This window comes from Anaeromyxobacter sp., assembly GCA_016718565.1.
GTDB lineage: Bacteria > Myxococcota > Myxococcia > Myxococcales > Anaeromyxobacteraceae > JADKCZ01.
Window position 1 is genome coordinate 622667 of record JADKCZ010000001.1, and the last position, 15660, is coordinate 638326.

General features: G+C 76.7%; 11 protein-coding genes and 1 pseudogene. 1 reads left to right on the forward strand and 11 read right to left on the reverse strand.

All coding sequences use genetic code 11. The annotated features are described in order from the left end of the window. Positions 1-39: 39 nt before the first annotated feature. The 9 genes and pseudogenes from IPO09_02710 to IPO09_02750 all read right to left on the reverse strand — a co-directional run bounded on the left by IPO09_02710 (position 40) and on the right by IPO09_02750 (position 10237). The gene (locus IPO09_02710; protein ID MBK9516263.1) at positions 40-837 is read right to left on the reverse strand and encodes a tryptophan synthase subunit alpha; all 798 of its coding nucleotides are present in this window, start codon (positions 835-837) and stop codon (positions 40-42) included. Continuing rightward, entirely contained in the window at positions 834-2279 is a 1446-nt protein-coding gene (gene trpB, locus IPO09_02715; protein MBK9516264.1) for a tryptophan synthase subunit beta, read from the reverse strand. The genes IPO09_02710 and trpB overlap by 4 nt, the downstream gene beginning before the upstream one ends. Continuing rightward, positions 2276-2908, reverse strand: coding sequence for a phosphoribosylanthranilate isomerase (locus tag IPO09_02720; GenBank protein MBK9516265.1), 633 nt, complete (start codon positions 2906-2908; stop codon positions 2276-2278). Before IPO09_02720 ends, trpB begins: the two co-directional genes overlap by 4 nt. Before the next feature lie 11 nt (positions 2909-2919). Continuing rightward, positions 2920-3702, reverse strand: a complete 783-nt coding sequence (gene trpC, locus IPO09_02725; GenBank protein ID MBK9516266.1) for an indole-3-glycerol phosphate synthase TrpC — start codon at positions 3700-3702, stop codon at positions 2920-2922. Continuing rightward, the gene (trpD, locus tag IPO09_02730; protein MBK9516267.1) at positions 3699-4709 is read right to left on the reverse strand and encodes an anthranilate phosphoribosyltransferase; all 1011 of its coding nucleotides are present in this window, start codon (positions 4707-4709) and stop codon (positions 3699-3701) included. The genes trpC and trpD overlap by 4 nt, the downstream gene beginning before the upstream one ends. Beyond that, the gene (locus tag IPO09_02735) at positions 4706-5302 is read right to left on the reverse strand and encodes an aminodeoxychorismate/anthranilate synthase component II (GenBank protein MBK9516268.1); all 597 of its coding nucleotides are present in this window, start codon (positions 5300-5302) and stop codon (positions 4706-4708) included. The genes trpD and IPO09_02735 overlap by 4 nt, the downstream gene beginning before the upstream one ends. A 212-nt stretch (positions 5303-5514) precedes the next feature. After that, positions 5515-6918 (reverse strand): annotated as a pseudogene (trpE, locus tag IPO09_02740) (anthranilate synthase component I). Positions 6919-7002: 84 nt separating this feature from the next. Continuing rightward, complete coding sequence (locus IPO09_02745; protein MBK9516269.1) at positions 7003-7398, reverse strand: aspartate 1-decarboxylase; 396 nt, start codon at positions 7396-7398, stop codon at positions 7003-7005. Between the two features lie 13 nt (positions 7399-7411). Then, positions 7412-10237: an MASE1 domain-containing protein gene (locus IPO09_02750; GenBank protein MBK9516270.1), complete on the reverse strand. Its 2826-nt coding sequence runs from the start codon at positions 10235-10237 to the stop codon at positions 7412-7414. 73 nt (positions 10238-10310) lie between these two features. Between IPO09_02750 and IPO09_02755 the strand changes: the two genes are divergently transcribed. Further along, on the forward strand, positions 10311-12962 hold the full coding sequence (locus IPO09_02755; protein MBK9516271.1) for a hypothetical protein: 2652 nt from the start codon (positions 10311-10313) through the stop codon (positions 12960-12962). Here IPO09_02755 and IPO09_02760 read toward each other — a convergent pair. Together IPO09_02760 and IPO09_02765 are read right to left on the reverse strand one after the other, a co-directional pair. Further along, complete coding sequence (locus tag IPO09_02760) at positions 12959-14968, reverse strand: thioredoxin domain-containing protein (GenBank protein MBK9516272.1); 2010 nt, start codon at positions 14966-14968, stop codon at positions 12959-12961. The two genes, IPO09_02755 and IPO09_02760, sit on opposite strands and share 4 nt — an antisense overlap. A gap of 69 nt (positions 14969-15037) precedes the next feature. After that, entirely contained in the window at positions 15038-15568 is a 531-nt protein-coding gene (locus tag IPO09_02765; protein ID MBK9516273.1) for a hypothetical protein, read from the reverse strand. Between the last annotated feature and the right edge of the window lie 92 nt (positions 15569-15660).

The window sequence follows — 15660 nt, forward strand, 5'->3', positions numbered from 1 at the left end:
GGACTATTTCGGCGTGACCCGGACGCCCCGGGATGGGGCTCAGGCCCGGAGCGACCTCGCCAGCGTCGCCACGAAGGCCTTCACCGCGGCGGCCCGCCTGGTCACCGGGCCGGGCCCTGCCACCCTGGCGACGATGGCGCTGCCCACCACCACGCCGTCGGCCAGGCCGCCCAGCGCCCGGGCCTGCTCCGGGGTGGAGACCCCGAAGCCGATGACCACCGGCACCCGGCTCTCGGCCCGCACCGCCGCCACCTTGCCGGCGAGGTCGGTGGGCAGGGTGGCGCGCGCGCCGGTCACGCCGGTGACCGAGACGAAGTAGACGAAGCCGGTGGCTGCCTGCACCGCCGCCGTGACCCGCGCCGGGGTGGAGGTGGGGGCCAGCAGGAAGACCAGCCCGAGGCCGTGGCGGGCCGCCAGCTCGCCGAGGTCGCCGGACTCCTCTGGCAGGAGGTCCGGGATGATGAGGGCGTCCACCCCGGCGGCCGCCGCCTCCGGGAAGAAGGTGGCGGGGTCGGCCGAGAGGATGGGGTTCAGGTAGCCCATCAGCGCCACCGGCACCTGGCTCACCGTCCGGACGGCCCGCACCACCTCGAGGCAGTCGCGCGGGGTGGTGCCGTGGGCCAGGGCCCGGCCGGCCGCCTGCTGGATGGTGGCGCCGTCGGCGATGGGGTCGGAGAAGGGGACGCCGATCTCCAGCAGGTCCGCGCCGCCGGCCACGCAGGCCAGGGCCATGCGGGCGGAGCCCTTCACGTCCGGGTCGCCACCCATGACGTAGGTGACGAGCGCGCCGCGGCGCTCGGCGCGGCAGCGGGCGAAGGTCGACTCGAGCCGGTTCACCTGGACCTCCCCGACTTCGACCCCGGCTTCGACCCCGGCTTCGGCTTCGACCCCCGCGGTGGCGGACCCCCCTCTCCCCTCCGGGGAGAGGGCCGGGGTGAGGGGCGCTTCGACCCCGGCTTCGATCCCGGCTTCGACCCCCTCGGTCGGGGACTTCCCTCTCCCTTCCGGGGAGAGGGCCGGGGTGAGGGGCGCTGCGACCTCGCCCCCGCCTTCACCTTCGCCGTGGCGTGCTTCGGCGCCACGCTCCCCGCCGCCAGGGCCTTGCGCACCGTGTCCACGTCCTTGTCGCCGCGGCCCGAGACGTTGACGATCAGGAGCCCCCCGGGGCCGAGCTCGCGGGCCAGGTCACGCGCCGCGTGGACCGCGTGGGCGGTCTCCAGCGCCGGGATGATCCCCTCCATGGTGGCCAGGTACTGCAGGGCCGCCAGGGCCTGGTCGTCGGTGGCCTGCCGCAGGGTGAGCCGCCCGGTGTCCTTCAGGTACGAGAGCTCCGGCCCCACGCCCGGGTAGTCCAGGCCGGCGCTGATGGAGTGGGCCTCGATGATCTGCCCGTTGGGGTCCTGCAGCACGTAGCTCCTGGAGCCGTGCAGCACGCCCGGCGTGCCGCGCGCCAGGGCCGCGCCGTGGCGCCCGGTCTCGAGCCCGTGGCCGGCCGCCTCCACGCCCACCAGCCGCACCGCCGGGTCGTCGACGAAGCCCGAGAAGATGCCCATGGCGTTGGAGCCGCCGCCCACGCAGGCCACCACCGCGTCGGGCAGGCGACCCGCCACGGCGAGGCACTGGGCCCGGGCCTCGGTGCCGATGACGCTCTGGAAGTCACGCACCAGGGCCGGGTAGGGGTGGGGCCCGGCCACCGAGCCGATGATGTAGTGGGTGTGGCCCACGTTGGTGACCCAGTCGCGCAGGGCCTCGTTCATGGCGTCCTTGAGCGTCCTCGACCCGGCCTGCACCGGGATGACCCGCGCGCCCAGGAGCTCCATGCGGAAGACGTTGAGCGCCTGGCGCTCCACGTCCAGCGCGCCCATGTACACGTCGCAGGGCAGCCCGAAGAGGGCCGCGGCGGTGGCGGTGGCCACGCCGTGCTGGCCGGCGCCGGTCTCGGCGATGATGCGGGTCTTGCCCATGCGCCTGGCCAGCAGCACCTGGCCCAGCGTGTTGTTCACCTTGTGGGCGCCGGTGTGGCACAGGTCCTCGCGCTTCAGGAGCACGCGGCAGCCGCCCACCTCGGCGCTCATGCGGCGCGCCTCTCCGAGCGGCGTCTCGCGTCCGGCGAAGCGCACCAGGAGCTCGGTGAGCTCGGCCTCGAAGGCCGGGTCGGCCCGGGCGGCGTGCCAGGCGGCCTCCAGCTCGTCGAGGGCCGGCACCAGGGTCTCGGGCACGAAGCGGCCGCCGTAGGCGCCGAAGCGGCCGCGGGCGTCGGGCAGGGGGGTGGGGCTCATGTCGGCTCCTCGGCCGCGCCGATGAAGCGGGCCAGCTTGTCGTGATCCTTCACGCCGGGCGAGACCTCGACGCCGCTGGCGGTGTCCACCGCCCAGGGGCGCACCCGCCGCACCGCGGCGGCCACGTTGGCGGGGGTCAGGCCGCCGGCCAGGGTCACCGGGAAGCGCGCCGCGGCCTGGGCCGCCAGGGCCCAGTCGAAGGTCGCGCCGCTGCCCCCGTAGCCGGCCGAGTCGGCGTCCAGCAGGAAGCCGGCGGCGGCGCCGGCGTAGCGGTCGAGCAGCGCCAGCGACTCCGGCCCGCGCACCCGGATGGCCTTGAGCACCGGCAGGGGCAGCTGGGCGCAGAGCGCCGGCGGCTCGTCGCCGTGCAGCTGCAGCACCTGCACGCCGGAGACGGCCGCCGCCGCGAGGAGCTCGTCGCGGCCGGCGTCCACGAACACGCCCACCGGCACCACGAACGGTGGCAGGGCGCGGACGATGGCGCGGGCCGCGGCCGGGGAGATGAAGCGCCTCGAGCCCGGCCAGAAGTTGAAGCCCAGGGCGTGGGCGCCCAGCCGGGCCGCCGCCAGGGCGTCCTCCAGCCGGGTCAGGCCGCAGATCTTGACGCGGGGGCGCGCCGCCCGCTCCAGGGGTGACCCGCTCACCGGCACAGCTCCCGCAGGAGCGCCCCCGGGTCGGCGGCGCGCACCAGCGCCTCGCCGACCAGCAGGTTGGGCGCCCCGGCGGCGCGGAGCCGGCGGGCGTCCTCGGGCGTGCGCACGCCGCTCTCGGCCACCGCCAGCACCTCCGGCGGGAAGGTGGGGATGAGCCGCACCGAGGTGCCCAGGTCCACCTGGAAGGTGTGGAGGTTGCGGTTGTTGACGCCCACCAGGGCCGCCCCGGCGCGCAGCGCCCGCTCCAGCTCGGCCTCGTCGTGGACCTCGACCAGGGCCGCCAGGCCCAGCTCGCCGCAGCGGTCGTGCAGCCGCCTGAGCTCATCGTCGTCGAGCGCCGCCACGATGAGCAGGGCGGCGTCGGCGCCGGCCGCGCGGGCCTCGGTGAGCTGCCAGCCGCCCACCGTGAAGTCCTTGCGCAGCACCGGGAGGTCCACGGCCCGGCGCACCGCCACCAGGTCGGCCAGCGACCCGCCGAAGCCCGGCCCGTCGGTGAGCACCGAGATGGCCGCCGCGCCCGCCGCCTGGTAGGCGGCGGCCTGCGCCACGGCGTCGAGCCCGGCCGCGATGGCGCCGGCCGAGGGGCTGGCCCGCTTCACCTCGGCCACCACCCGGGTGGGCCCGCCGCGGCGCGACAGCGCGGCGGCCAGGGGGCGGGGCGGTGGGGCCTCGGGCAGCCGCGCCACCAGCTCGCGCTCGGGGGTGGCCGCCTGCAGGGCCGCCACCTCCAGCCGCTTCCGCGCCAGGATGGCGTCGAGGTAGGTGGTCATGCCGGCCGGGTCGCCTCGACCAGCCGCCGCAGCATGTCGGCCGCGGCGCCGCGGTCGATGGCCGCGGCCGCCAGCGGCACGCCGGCGCGCAGGTCGTCGGCGGCGCCGGCGCACACCAGGGCGGCGGCCGCGTTGGCCAGCACCGCGTCGCGCGGGGCGCCGCGCTGGCCGGAGAGCACGTCGCGCAGGATGGCGGCGTTGCGGTCGGCGTCGCCGCCGGCGATCTCGGACTCGGCGTGGCGCGGCAGGCCCAGGTCCTCGGGGAGCACGCAGAACCGCTCCACCGCGCCGTCCTTCACCTCGGCCACGTGGGTCATGCCGGTGACCGAGATCTCGTCGAGGCCGTCGCCGTGCACCACGAAGGCGTGGACCGCCCCCAGCGCCGCCAGCACCCCGCCGATGATGGGCACCCAGCGCGGCTCGTAGACCCCGACCACCTGGTGGCGAGCGCCGGCCGGGTTGGCCAGCGGCCCGAGCAGGTTGAAGATGGTGCGCACCCCCAGCTCGCGCCGGATGCCGGCCACCGCCTTGAAGGCCGGGTGCAGGCGCGGGGCGAAGAGGAAGCCGATGCCGACCTCGGCGATGGCCTGCTCCACCACCGCGGTGGGGGCGTCCACGTTGACGCCCAGCGCGGCCAGCACGTCGGCCGAGCCGGAGCGGGAGGAGACCGCCCGGTTGCCGTGCTTGGCCACGGTGACGCCGGCCCCGGCCACCACGAAGGCGGCGGTGGTGGAGATGTTGAAGGTGTTGCGGCCGTCGCCGCCGGTGCCGCAGGTGTCCACGAAGACCTTGGCCGCCACGTGCACCCGCTCGGCGCGGGCCCGCATCACCTCGGCGGCGCCGGCGATCTCGTCCACCGTCTCGCCCTTGACCCGGAGCGCCGCCAGGAAGGCGCCCACCTGGGCCGGGGTGGCGGCGCCGTCGGCGATCTCCGACATGACCGCGGCCATCTCGGCGCGCGAGAGGGACTGGGCGTCGAGGAGGCGCGGCAGGGCCTGCTGGATCACGGGCGCCCCCCGCCGGTCAGGCGGGCCAGCCAGTTGGCCAGCAGCGGCTTGCCGGCCTCGGTCAGGATCGACTCGGGGTGGAACTGCACGCCCTCCACCTCGAGGGTGGCGTGGCGCAGGCCCATGATCTCCCCCTCGGCGGTCCAGCTGGTCACCTGGAGCTGCGGCGGCAGGGTGGCGCGCTCCACCACCAGCGAGTGGTAGCGGCCGGCCTGGAAGGGCGCGGGCAGGCCGGCGTAGAGGCCGGCGCCCCCGTGGTGCACCGGGCTGGCCTTGCCGTGCACGATGCGGGCGTTGCGGATCACCTTGCCGCCGAAGGCCTGGCCGATGGCCTGGTGGCCCAGGCACACCCCCAGGATGGGCAGGTCGCCGGAGAGCTCGCGGATGGCGGCCAGGGTGCAGCCGGCCTCGTCCGGGGTGCAGGGGCCGGGCGACAGCACCAGCCCGTCCGGCCCGAAGGCGCGGATGCCGGGCACGTCGATCTGGTCGTTGCGGAAGACCTTCACGTCGGCGCCCAGCTCGCCCAGGTACTGGACCAGGTTCCAGGTGAAGGAGTCGTAGTTGTCGATCATCAGCACGCGAGGGGCGCTCATGAGCGGCCTCCCGACCTGGACCCGGACCGCGACCCCGGCTTCGACTTCGACCCCGACTTCGACCCCGGCTTCGACCCCGGCTTCGACCCCGGCTTCGACCCCGGCTTCGACCCCGGCTTCGACCCCGGCTTCGACCCCGGCTTCGACCCCGACTTCGACCCCGGCTTCGACCCCGGCTTCGACGGGCCCTTCACCCTGGCGGCCGGCCGCTGGGCGGGCGGCCTCGCCACCGCGTCGAGCACCCGCGCCTCGGCCTGGGCCACCGCGGTGAAGACCGCCCGCGACTTGCTCACGGTCTCCTGGTACTCGGCCTCCGGCACCGAGTCGTAGACCAGGCCGCCGCCGGCCTGCACCGACACGGTGCGACCGCTGGCCATGAGCGTGCGGATGGCGATGCACAGCTCCATGTTGCCGCCCCGGTCGAAGTAGCCCACCGCGCCGGCGTAGGGGCCGCGCCGCGAGGGCTCGAGCTCGTCGATGATCTGCATGGCCCGCACCTTGGGCGAGCCGGAGACGGTGCCGGCGGGGAAGCCGGCCTGCAGGACGTCGACCGCCGAGAGGCCAGGGGCCAGGCGCCCCTTCACCTCCGAGACCAGGTGCATGACGTGGGAGTACCGCTCCACCGTCTTCAGGGCCGTCACCTTGACCGAGCCCACCGCCGAGACGCGCCCCACGTCGTTGCGCCCCAGGTCCACCAGCATGACGTGCTCGGCGTTCTCCTTGGGGTCGGCGCGCAGCTCAGCCTCCAGCGCCGCGTCCTCCGCCGGCGTGGCGCCGCGCCGGCGGGTGCCGGCGATGGGGCGCAGGGTCACCTCGCCCTCCTCCAGCTTGATGAGGGTCTCGGGCGAGGAGCCCACCAGCGCCTGGTCGCCGTCCTTGAGGAAGAAGAGGTAGGGCGAGGGGTTGACCCGGCGGAGCGCCCGGTAGATCTCGAAGGGGGGCACCGAGACCTCGGCCTGGAAGCGCTGGGCCAGCACGATCTGCTGGCAGTCGCCGGCCCGGATGTACTCCTTGGCCCGCTCCACCGCGGCCAGGTAGGCCTGCTTGGAGACGCGCGGCCGCAGCACGGCGGGGCGGGCGCTGGAGCGGACGCGCCGATCGACCAGGGGTCGGGCCAGCGCCCTGAGGCGGGCCGCCAGGCGGGCCACCGCCCGCTGGTAGAGGGCCTGCGGGTCGTCGCCGAAGTCGCAGCGCACCTCCTGGATGAGGTGCAGCGAGTGGCGGACGTTGTCGAAGGCCACCACCTCGTCGTAGTCGCCCAGCAGCACGTCCGGGAAGCCCAGCTCGTCGGGCGTGCTGATGGGCACGCGGGGCTCGAAGAGGCGGACCGCGTCGTAGGACACGTGGCCCACCAGGCCGCCGGAGAAGCGCGGCGTGCCCGGGACGCGCACCGCGGTGTGGCCCACCAGGGCGGCGCGGATGGCGTCGATGGGATCGGAGGGGTCGCCCAGCTTCCAGCGCAGCACCCGGCGCGGGCCGGCCCCCAGGAAGCTGAACCGGGCGCTCCGCTCCCCTCCCTCCACCGACTCGAGCAGGAAGGCGTGGCGCTGGCCGCGGGACAGCTTGAGGAAGGCCGAGACCGGGGTCTCGGTGTCGGCGTCCACCTCCACGCGCACCGGGACGGCGCGGCCGGGACGGCAGAGCTTCAGGAAGGTCGGGAGGTCAGGCTGGGGGCGCACGTCAGCGCCAAAGAAACACCGTCACGCCGTCACCCGGCGTGCAGGCCCTGCGATCTCCACCACGTCGCGCGACACGATCCGGTTCTGCCGGTCCACCAGCACCACGGTGGGCTTGAAGCCCTGGGCCTCCGCCTCCTCCAGCTCGGCGAAGGTGGCCAGGATCACCAGGTCGCCCGGCTTGTTGAGGTGGGCGGCCGCCCCGTTGATGCAGATGACGCCGCTGCCGCGCTGCCCCTTGATGGCGTAGGTCTGCAGGCGGGTCCCGCGGGTGATGTTCCAGACGTGGACCGCCTCGTACTCCCAGATGCCGGCGGCCTCGAGGAGGTCCTCGTCGATGGACACCGAGCCCTCGTAGTCGAGGTCGGCGTGCGTCACCGTGGCCCGGTGGATCTTGGACTTGAAGAAGGTCCGGCGCATGGGGACTCCTTTCTTACCCGGGCGGCCCCGGCCCCGCAAGGGCGCCTGGGGTGGCCAGCCAGCCGCGCACCGCCTCGCGCAGGTCCTGGGGCTGGAAGGGCTTGCCGAGCTGGGGCTGGCCGACCTGCGCCAGGAACTCCCGGGCCCGATCGGTGAAGGCCCCGCCGGTCATGAAGACCACCCGGCGGGCCAGCGCCGGCCGCGCCAGCGACAGGGCCTCCCACAGCTCCATGCCGGAGAGCTGCGGCATCATCAGGTCGCACAGCACCAGGTCGAAGGCCTCGCCGGCCTGCAGCCGGGCCAGCGCCTGGCGCGGGTCGGACAGCGCCACCACCTCGTGGGCCGAGAGCAGCCGGCGGATGGTGGAGCCGATCAGCGGCTCGTCGTCGATCACCAGCAGGCGGGCGCGGGCCGGCCCGGGCGCAGGGGCAGGGGCAGGGGCAGGACCTGGGTCCGGGGCGGCTGCCGGAGGCGCCTCCAGCCCCTCGGCCGGGGGCAGGTGCACGCTGAAGCGCGCGCCCTGGCCCTCCACGCTCTCCACCTCGATGCGCCCGCCCAGCGCGGTGACGATGCCGTGGCACACCGAGAGCCCCAGGCCGGTGCCGGCGCCGACCGGCTTGGTGGTGAAGAAGGGCTCGAAGATGCGCGCCCGCGCGGCCTCCGGGATGCCCGGGCCGTCGTCGGCCACCTCCACCACCGCCCAGCCGTCGGGCGCCGTCCGGCTGGTGACGCGCACCGTGTGGCGGTCGGCGCCGGCGTCGCCCACCGCCTGTCCGGCGTTGACCAGCAGGTTGAGGAAGACCTGGCCGAGCTGGAACTCCGGCGCCCGCACCGCCGGCACCGGCCCGAGCGCCACCACCAGCGCGGCGCGGTGGCGCAGCTCGTGCTGCGCCAGCTTGAGGGCCGTCTCCACCTCGGCCAGGACGTCCACCGGGCGGCGCTCCTCGACCTCCACGCGCGAGACGGCCTTCAGGTCCCGCACCACGCGCGCCACCCGGCGGGTCCCCTCCTCGGCGTCCTCCAGGGCCCTGGCCACCTCCTCGGCGCGCGGGTCACCGCGCAGCGGCCCCACCCGGTCGAGGGCGAAGGCCAGGTTGGCGGCCACGAAGGTGAGCGGGTTGTTGATCTCGTGGGCCATCCCGGCCGCCAGCGTGCCCACCGAGGCCAGCCGCTGGGCGGTCTCGGCGCGGCGCCGCTCGGTCAGGTCGCGCGCGGCGTAGACGCCCACCTCCAGCCCGTCGTGGGCCACCAGGGTGAGCCCGACCTCGGCCTCCACCCGCCGCCCGTCCGGGCGCGCCAGCCGCCCGTCGAGCACCAGGGCGCCCTCCGCCCGCAGCCGGGCCCAGGCCCCGCCCCAGCCGGCCTCCTCGAAGGCGCCGTCCAGCTCCCACAGCGAGTGGCCCAGCAGCTCGGCGGTGGTCCGCTCCAGCAGGCGGCCCGCCGCCTCGTTGGCGTAGGTGACGAGCCCGCTCGGCTCGATGAAGAGGACCGCCGTGAAGTTCCGGTCCAGCGCCACCTGGGCCAGCCGCAGCGAGCGGGTGGCCAGGCGCTGCTCGGTCACGTCCACGGCCACGCCGCCCACCAGCGGCTGCCGCCCCGGGCGTGGGATGCGGAACTTCACCACGTCGTGGGTCCGGCCGGCCCGGCGCAGGTCGCCCCGCATGCTCTCGCCGGTGGCCAGGATGTGGTCGTTCTCGGCGGTGGCGGCCTGGCCCGCGGCGCCGGGCAGGGCCTGCGTGGGCGTCTCGCCGAGGAGGTCGGGGCCGGGGCGCCCCATCATGCGCTCGAAGGAGCGGCTGGCGGCGCGGAGGCGCTGCCGGGCGTCGAGGAGGAAGAGGGCGGCCGGGCTGTGCACCAGGAAGGCGTCCACCAGCGCCTCGGTCTGGCGCCGGGCGGCGTCGGCCCGCTCGCGCTCCTCCAGCGCCGCCGCGAAGAGCAGCGCGGCCGTGAGGCTGACGCCGAGGAGGAGCTGCACCTCGTAGCGGGTGGCCAGCGGCCCCTGCGGCGGGCCGACCAGCTCGAGGCCGCTGGCGGTGCTCCAGGCCGAGAGGAAGGCCACCGCCGCCCCCAGCAGCGAGGCCCCGCGCAGGCCGAAGCGGATGGCGGCCCACCCCAGCACCGGCAGGAGCAGGTAGCCGCGCTCCAGGTGCAGCGAGTGGCCGGTGCCGAAGACCGCGTAGGCCGCCAGCCCGCCGCCCAGGACCAGCAGGGCGGCCTCGGCCACCCGGCGCGCCGTCCAGGGGAGCCAGAGCCGGCTCGGCGCGTTCCAGGCCAGGATGGCGGGCGCCAGCACCAGGACGCCCAGGGCGTTGCCGGCCCACCACTGCACCCAGTTGGTGGCGAAGGCCACCTTGGGCGAGCCGTAGGTCAGCAGGAGCGCCGCGGTCCCCAGGAGGGAGCTCAGCGCGGCGCCCAGCCCCGACCCCAGCACCACCAGCGCCAGCGTGTCGCGCAGCGGCCGGCGCACCAGCGCCCGGCCCCCGGCCACCCGGCGCACCAGGGCGGCGCCCACCACCCCCTCCACCACGTCGGCCAGCCCGAAGGCGACGGCCAGGTGGGGCCTCCGGTCGACGACCGCGCCGGCCACCACCTCGGCGGCCAGCACGGCGGCGAGGTACCAGCGCCACCGCGGGCCAGGCGACAGCAGCAGCACCGCCAGGAGCAGGCCGCTGGCCGGCCAGAAGGTGGCGAAATCGCCCTGGGTGGCGGTCAGCTCGTCGCCCAGGCGGCACAGGGCGAAGTAGAGGACGCCGAAGGCCACCACCCGGAGCGCCGGCCGCTCCGGCGGCGCGCCCGCGGCGGGCGCCAGGTCGGTGTCGCTGTCGGCGCGGTGGGGCATCGGGTCCGACGCTAGCAGGCCGGGCGCGGCGTGTCCGATTGTGGCACCCGGCCCCGTGGGGTAAAGACCGCCCGTGTCCTCCCCGGTCGCCGCCCGCCGCCTCGCGCTGATGGCGGCCGCCCGCCACGACCCGCAGGCCTTCCTGCGGTTCGAGCCCGGCCGGCTGCGCTTCTCGCTGGGCACCTCGCTGGCCGACCTGGCCGTGCCGGTGGAGCTGGCCGCCGACGCCCGCGCCATCGTGCGCGGCGCCGCCGCCGAGGTGGCGCTCCTGCTGGCCACCCACCACAAGCGGCTGGTCCCGCCGGACGAGCTCGACCGCCTGCTGCTGCGGGAGGACGCCGCCGCCCTGCCGGTGGTGCCGCCCACCCTGGCCCCGGCGGCCGGCGGCCCCGACCTGCGCGCCGCCGCCGGGCTGTGCTTCGCCTGCCACCCGGCGCTGCCCGGCGGGCTGGCCGGCGCCTGGCTCGGCAAGGGCGGCAAGGGCCGCTCGCTGGTGGGGCTCTGGATCGAGCTGACCCGCCGGGCGCTGGAGGAGGCGCCGGCGGCCCGCGGCGAGGAGACCCCGCTCATCGTGGCGCTGGCCCTGGCGGCCGAGACCGCGGCCGCCGAGGGCGTCGTCAGCGCCGCCCTGCCGCCCACCTCCGCCGACCGCTACCTGCGCGCCGCCGCCATGACCGCGCTCTGGGTGGCGGGCCGCACCGGGCTGACGCGCGCCTTCCGCGACGCCGGCCGCGCCGCCGACGACCCGCTGCTGCTGAAGGCCGAGGTGGCGCTCTCCCCGGCGGCGCTGCTGGGCGGGCGCCAGGCCGCGGCCGGCAACGGCTCCACGCTCTACGGGCTGGAGCTGCTGGCCGGGGTGCCGCGGGCCGACGACCTGGTGGCGCGGCTGCTGGGCGGCGCCGAGGAGGGTCCGCTGCGGGCCGAGCTGGCGGCGGCCCTGGCGGCCGACGAGGCGCTGGCCGGGCGGGCCGAGCAGGCGGTGGCGGTGGCGCGGCTGCGCGATGCCGTCGTGGCCGCGGTGCTGCTGGCCGAGGGGCAGGGGCAGGAGGCGCGGGTGGCGCCGCTGCGCGAGCTGCTCTGCGCGCCCGGGGCGCTGGGGGCCGGGGCCGCCGACGTGGCGCCGCGCCAGGCCCTCTCCAGGCTGCTGGCGCAGGCCATGCCCGCGGGCGAGCCCGGGGCGCAGCTCGAGCGGGCCGCGCGGGCGCTGCGCGACTGGCGACCGCGCGAGCCGGCGGCGGTCTTCGGGCTGGCGCGCGAGCGGGCCCGGGCCGACTACGCGCAGGCCGCCCTGGGGCTGTGCGCCGACCTGGCCCTGGAGCGGCTGGCCCAGCCCGCCCGGCGCGCCCTGAGCTTCCGCACCGGCCGCGAGGCCGAGGGCGGCGCCGACGCGGAGTACGAGGCGGGGCGGCTGTACCGCCTCTCGGCGCGCCCCGGGCCGCTGCTGCGCACCGCCGAGGAGCGGCCGGTGGCCCACCTCTTCGCCGACGTGAAGGACTTCACCCGGCGCACCGCGCTGCTGGGGCAGGCCTCCATGGCCGAGTTCCTGCGGCGCGAGTTCTACCTGCCCATCCTGGTGGCGGCCAAGGAGCACTTCAGCGGGATGCGCCACCTGGCCGACCGCGGGGGCGTGCAGCTCAACAACCTGCTGGGCGACGCCATCAGCTTCTCCGGCCGCATCGAGGCCATGGTGGAGCTGGCCCAGGACATCCGGCGGGCCTTCGCCGCCTACGCCACGCGGCTGGGGCGCGAGGTGTCGGGCGAGGTGGTGCAGCGGCAGCTGGCGGCCATGGCCCAGGAGCACGACGCGGCGGTGGAGGCGGCCGGGCAGGACCGCCTGGCCGCCGAGGCGGCGCTGCTGGAGGCGGAGGCGGCCGCCGCCGGGCCGGCGACCGCCGCGTCGGCGCAGCGGGCGACGGCGCTGCGCGCCCGGGTGGCGCGGGTGGTGGCGCAGCAGGCCGGCGCGGTGGAGGCGCGCGAGCGGGCGCTGGCGCGGGCCCGCGGCGAGGGGCTGGAGGCCGGCGTCTTCATCAGCTTCGGCGCGGCCCCGCTGGTGGTGGCCATCGAGGACGAGGTCTTCGGGCAGAACCGGGTGGCCATCGCCGACAAGATCAACGAGTCGGCCCGCGGCACGGCGCGCGCCGCCCCGGCCCGCTTCCGCGCCGACGCCGAGCTGGCGGCCGAGCGGACCGCCCGCCTCAGCCCGCACCTGCAGCACGCCTGGAGCGTCTTCATCGGCCAGCCGCTGCAGCTGCCGGTGGGGGCCGACGCCGAGGCCCGGGCGCTGGAGGCGGCGCGCGCCGGCGACCTGGCGGGCGCCATGCGGGCGCTGGCCGGGCCGGTGCGCGAGGCGCTGGAGGCGGCCACGCGGTCCCCGGGCGAGCGGCCCGGCGACATCTACAACAGCGGGGCGGCCCTCTCGGAGGAGGCCCTGGAGGCCTTCCTGGCCGAGGTGGCCGACCAGCGGCTGGTGCGGCGCGTCGAGCTGCTGCCGGAGGACGTGCCGGAGCCGCTGCGGGCCTTCTTCTGGTTCGGCCGCGAGGCGCAGTCGCTGGTGGTCTGCTTCCACCCCGACGGCCGGGTGGCCGAGCTCTTCCGCCGCGTCGGCCAGGCCGCCTTCAAGGGGCTGGGCGGCGTGACCGTGTGGGAGCTGTGCGCCCCGGCCGGCGGCCCGGTGGCCCTGGCCGCCGCCCTGGGGCAGCGCTGGCTCAAGGGCGGCCAGCCCTAGCGCTTGGCCGCGGCCAGCTGGCGGTCGATGACCTGCTTCAGGTTCTCGAAGGGCACCGCCCCCACCACCTTCTCCCCGTTCACCACCATGGTGGGGGTGCCGTCGATGCCCAGCCGGGAGGCCTGCGCGTCGTCCTCCTGGATGCGGGCCTTGTTGCGGCCCGAGGCCAGCGAGGCCTTGAAGCGGGGGAGGTCGAGGCCGATCTCCCGGGCCCAGCGCTCGTAGGCGGCCGGCGAGAGCTCCTGCTGCGCCGCGAACATCTTGTCGTGCATGGGCCAGAACTTGCCCTGCTCGCGGGCCGCCTCGGCCGCCTCGGCCGCCGGCAACGCGTGCGGGTGGAAGGGCAGCGGCTTGTGCTTCCAGGCGATGCGGACCTTGTCGCCGTAGGCCGCCTCCACCTGCTTGAGCGTCGGCTCGACGCGCGAGCAGAAGGGGCACTGGAAGTCGGAGAAGACCACCACCGTGACCGGGGCCCTGGGGTTGCCCTTGACCGGGTCGTCGGGCCGCAGGTCGACCTTGGCCGGCGCGCCCGGGGCGGGCGCCTCGACCGCGGCGGCCGGGGCCGGGGCGGCGGGGGCGGCGGCCAGGTTGGCGTCGCAGGCCAGCCCGTGGAGGGCGGGGCCACGCCTGGCCCCCTTGGCGAGGAGCGCCTCGACCTTCTTGAGCTCCTCCTCGGCCACCGGGCGCATCATGGCGATGGGCAGCGCGCCCACCACCTGGCGGCAGTTGAAGAACATGGTGGGGGTGCCGTTGGCGCCCACCTGCTGGGCCAGCGCCTGGTCCTCGGCGACGCGCGGCTCACCCCGGCTGGCCGCCACGGAGGCCTTGAAGCGGGGCAGGTCGAGGCCGATCTCCCGGGCCCAGCGCTCGTAGGCGGCCGGCGAGAGCTCCTGCTGCGCCGCGAACATCTTGTCGTGCATGGGCCAGAACTTGCCCTGCTCGCGGGCCGCCTCGGCGGCCAGGGCGGCCGGGCGGGCGTTGGGGTGGAAGCCGAGCGGCTGGTGCTTCCAGACCACCCGGACCTGGCCGGGGAAGGCCTGCTCCAGCTCCTTGAGGGTGGGCTCGACGCGCGAGCAGAAGGGGCACTGGAAGTCGGAGAAGACCACCACCGTGAGCGCGGCGTCGGCCGGGCCGCGCGACGGGTCGTCGGGCCGCAGCGGCACCTTCTTGTAGACGGTGGCGGGCGCGGGCGGGGCGGCGGCGGGCTGGGCCGGGGCGGCGCCGGCCACCATCACCGGGGCCGCGGCGCCCTTCTCGATGAGCGCGGCGTAGACGCGGGACGCCGGCGTGCCGGAGGCCACCAGCGCCTCGGCCTTCTTGAGCTCCTCCTCCACCAGGGCGCGGAAGCTCTCGAAGGGCTGGGCGCCCGAGAGCTTGCGGCCGTTGACGAAGAAGGCCGGGGTGCCGGTGGCGCCCACCGAGGTGACCAGCGCCTGGTCGCGGCGGATGCGCGGCTCATGGGTCTTCTGCGCCAGCGCGGCCCGGAAGCGGGGCAGGTCCAGCCCCACCTGCGCGGCGGCCCGCTCCAGCGCCGCGGCGTCGAGGGCCGGGGCCGAGTCGAAGAGGGCGTCGTGCATGGCCCAGAAGCCGGCGTCGCCCTTCTGCACGCGCGCCTCCTCGGTCGCCAGCGCCGCCGGCAGCGCGCTCTGGTGGAAGGCCAGCGGGTTGTGCTTGAAGGCGAAGCGCAGCTTGCCCGGGTAGGCCTGCTCCAGCTGCTTGAGCGTGGGGCCCACCCGCTTGCAGAAGGGGCACTCGAAGTCCGAGGACTCCACCACGGTGACCAGCGCGTCGGCCGGGCCCTTGACGGGCGAGTCGTCCAGCGGGATCCGGTAGACGGCCTTGGGATCCTCCTGGGGGCGGGCCGGGCGGGGCGCGGCGGGCGCTCCCGCCGCGGCGAGCGCGGCGCCCGGGCGGGCCGGCTGTCCGCCGCCCACCAGCGCGCCGCGTGCGAAGTAGCCGACCGCGATGCCCACCACCAGCGCCAGGATCCAGCTGACCTGCTTCATGACGACTCCTCCTTCGACGGCGTGTTCGCGGCGGCGGGGCGGCGCGGGGCCGTCCGCCAGGGGGGTGGCTCAGGGACGGAAGGTGGCGGCGGCGCGCAGGAGCAGCGGCAGGCCGGTCGAGTCGCCGAGCGGCAGGCCGGTGTCGGCCTCGATGGAGAGGCCGAGCACGCTGGTGAGGCGGGTCTCCCAGGCGACGCCCAGCAGGAGCCAGCGCCAGTGCGGCTCCCGGCCGCGGGCGTTGGCCCAGTCGCCGGCGACGCGGAGCCAGAGCGGCGTGCCTGGGACGGAGACGCGGACGCCAGGCCGCAGCGCCACGTGCAGGTCCGGGGCGAGGCCCAGGCCGAAGGCCAGCTCGGGGCGGATGGTGAGGCCGGTCTGGGCGGCCGAGGACGGGATCTCCCAGCCGGCCAGCAGCTCGAGCTCCAGCACGCCGGCGCTGCCGGTCGAGAGCCCGGCCTCCACGCCGCCTGCGAGCGATCCCGCCAGGGCCAGGCCGGTGGGGACGCCCGAGGGGGCGCCGGAGGGGGCGAGCTGGGCGGGGGCCCGGGAGGGCAGGGCCAAGGCCAGCGCGCCCGCTGCGATGAGGGCGAGGGTGCGCACGGGGGGAGGAGACTACCCTTGCACCCTCGGAGGGGGCAAGGCGGCGCCCGCGACGCCCGCGGGTTGCCCCCACACCGGGGAGCCGCTATGGG

Coding starts and splice junctions, on each gene's coding strand:
- IPO09_02745 (MBK9516269.1), bottom strand. CDS start 7,398: ATGCGCCGGACCTTCTTCAAGTCCAAGATCCACCGGGCCACGGTGACG.
- IPO09_02735 (MBK9516268.1), bottom strand. CDS start 5,302: ATGAGCGCCCCTCGCGTGCTGATGATCGACAACTACGACTCCTTCACC.
- IPO09_02750 (MBK9516270.1), bottom strand. CDS start 10,237: ATGCCCCACCGCGCCGACAGCGACACCGACCTGGCGCCCGCCGCGGGC.
- IPO09_02760 (MBK9516272.1), bottom strand. CDS start 14,968: ATGAAGCAGGTCAGCTGGATCCTGGCGCTGGTGGTGGGCATCGCGGTC.
- trpB (MBK9516264.1), bottom strand. CDS start 2,279: ATGAGCCCCACCCCCCTGCCCGACGCCCGCGGCCGCTTCGGCGCCTAC.
- trpC (MBK9516266.1), bottom strand. CDS start 3,702: ATGACCACCTACCTCGACGCCATCCTGGCGCGGAAGCGGCTGGAGGTG.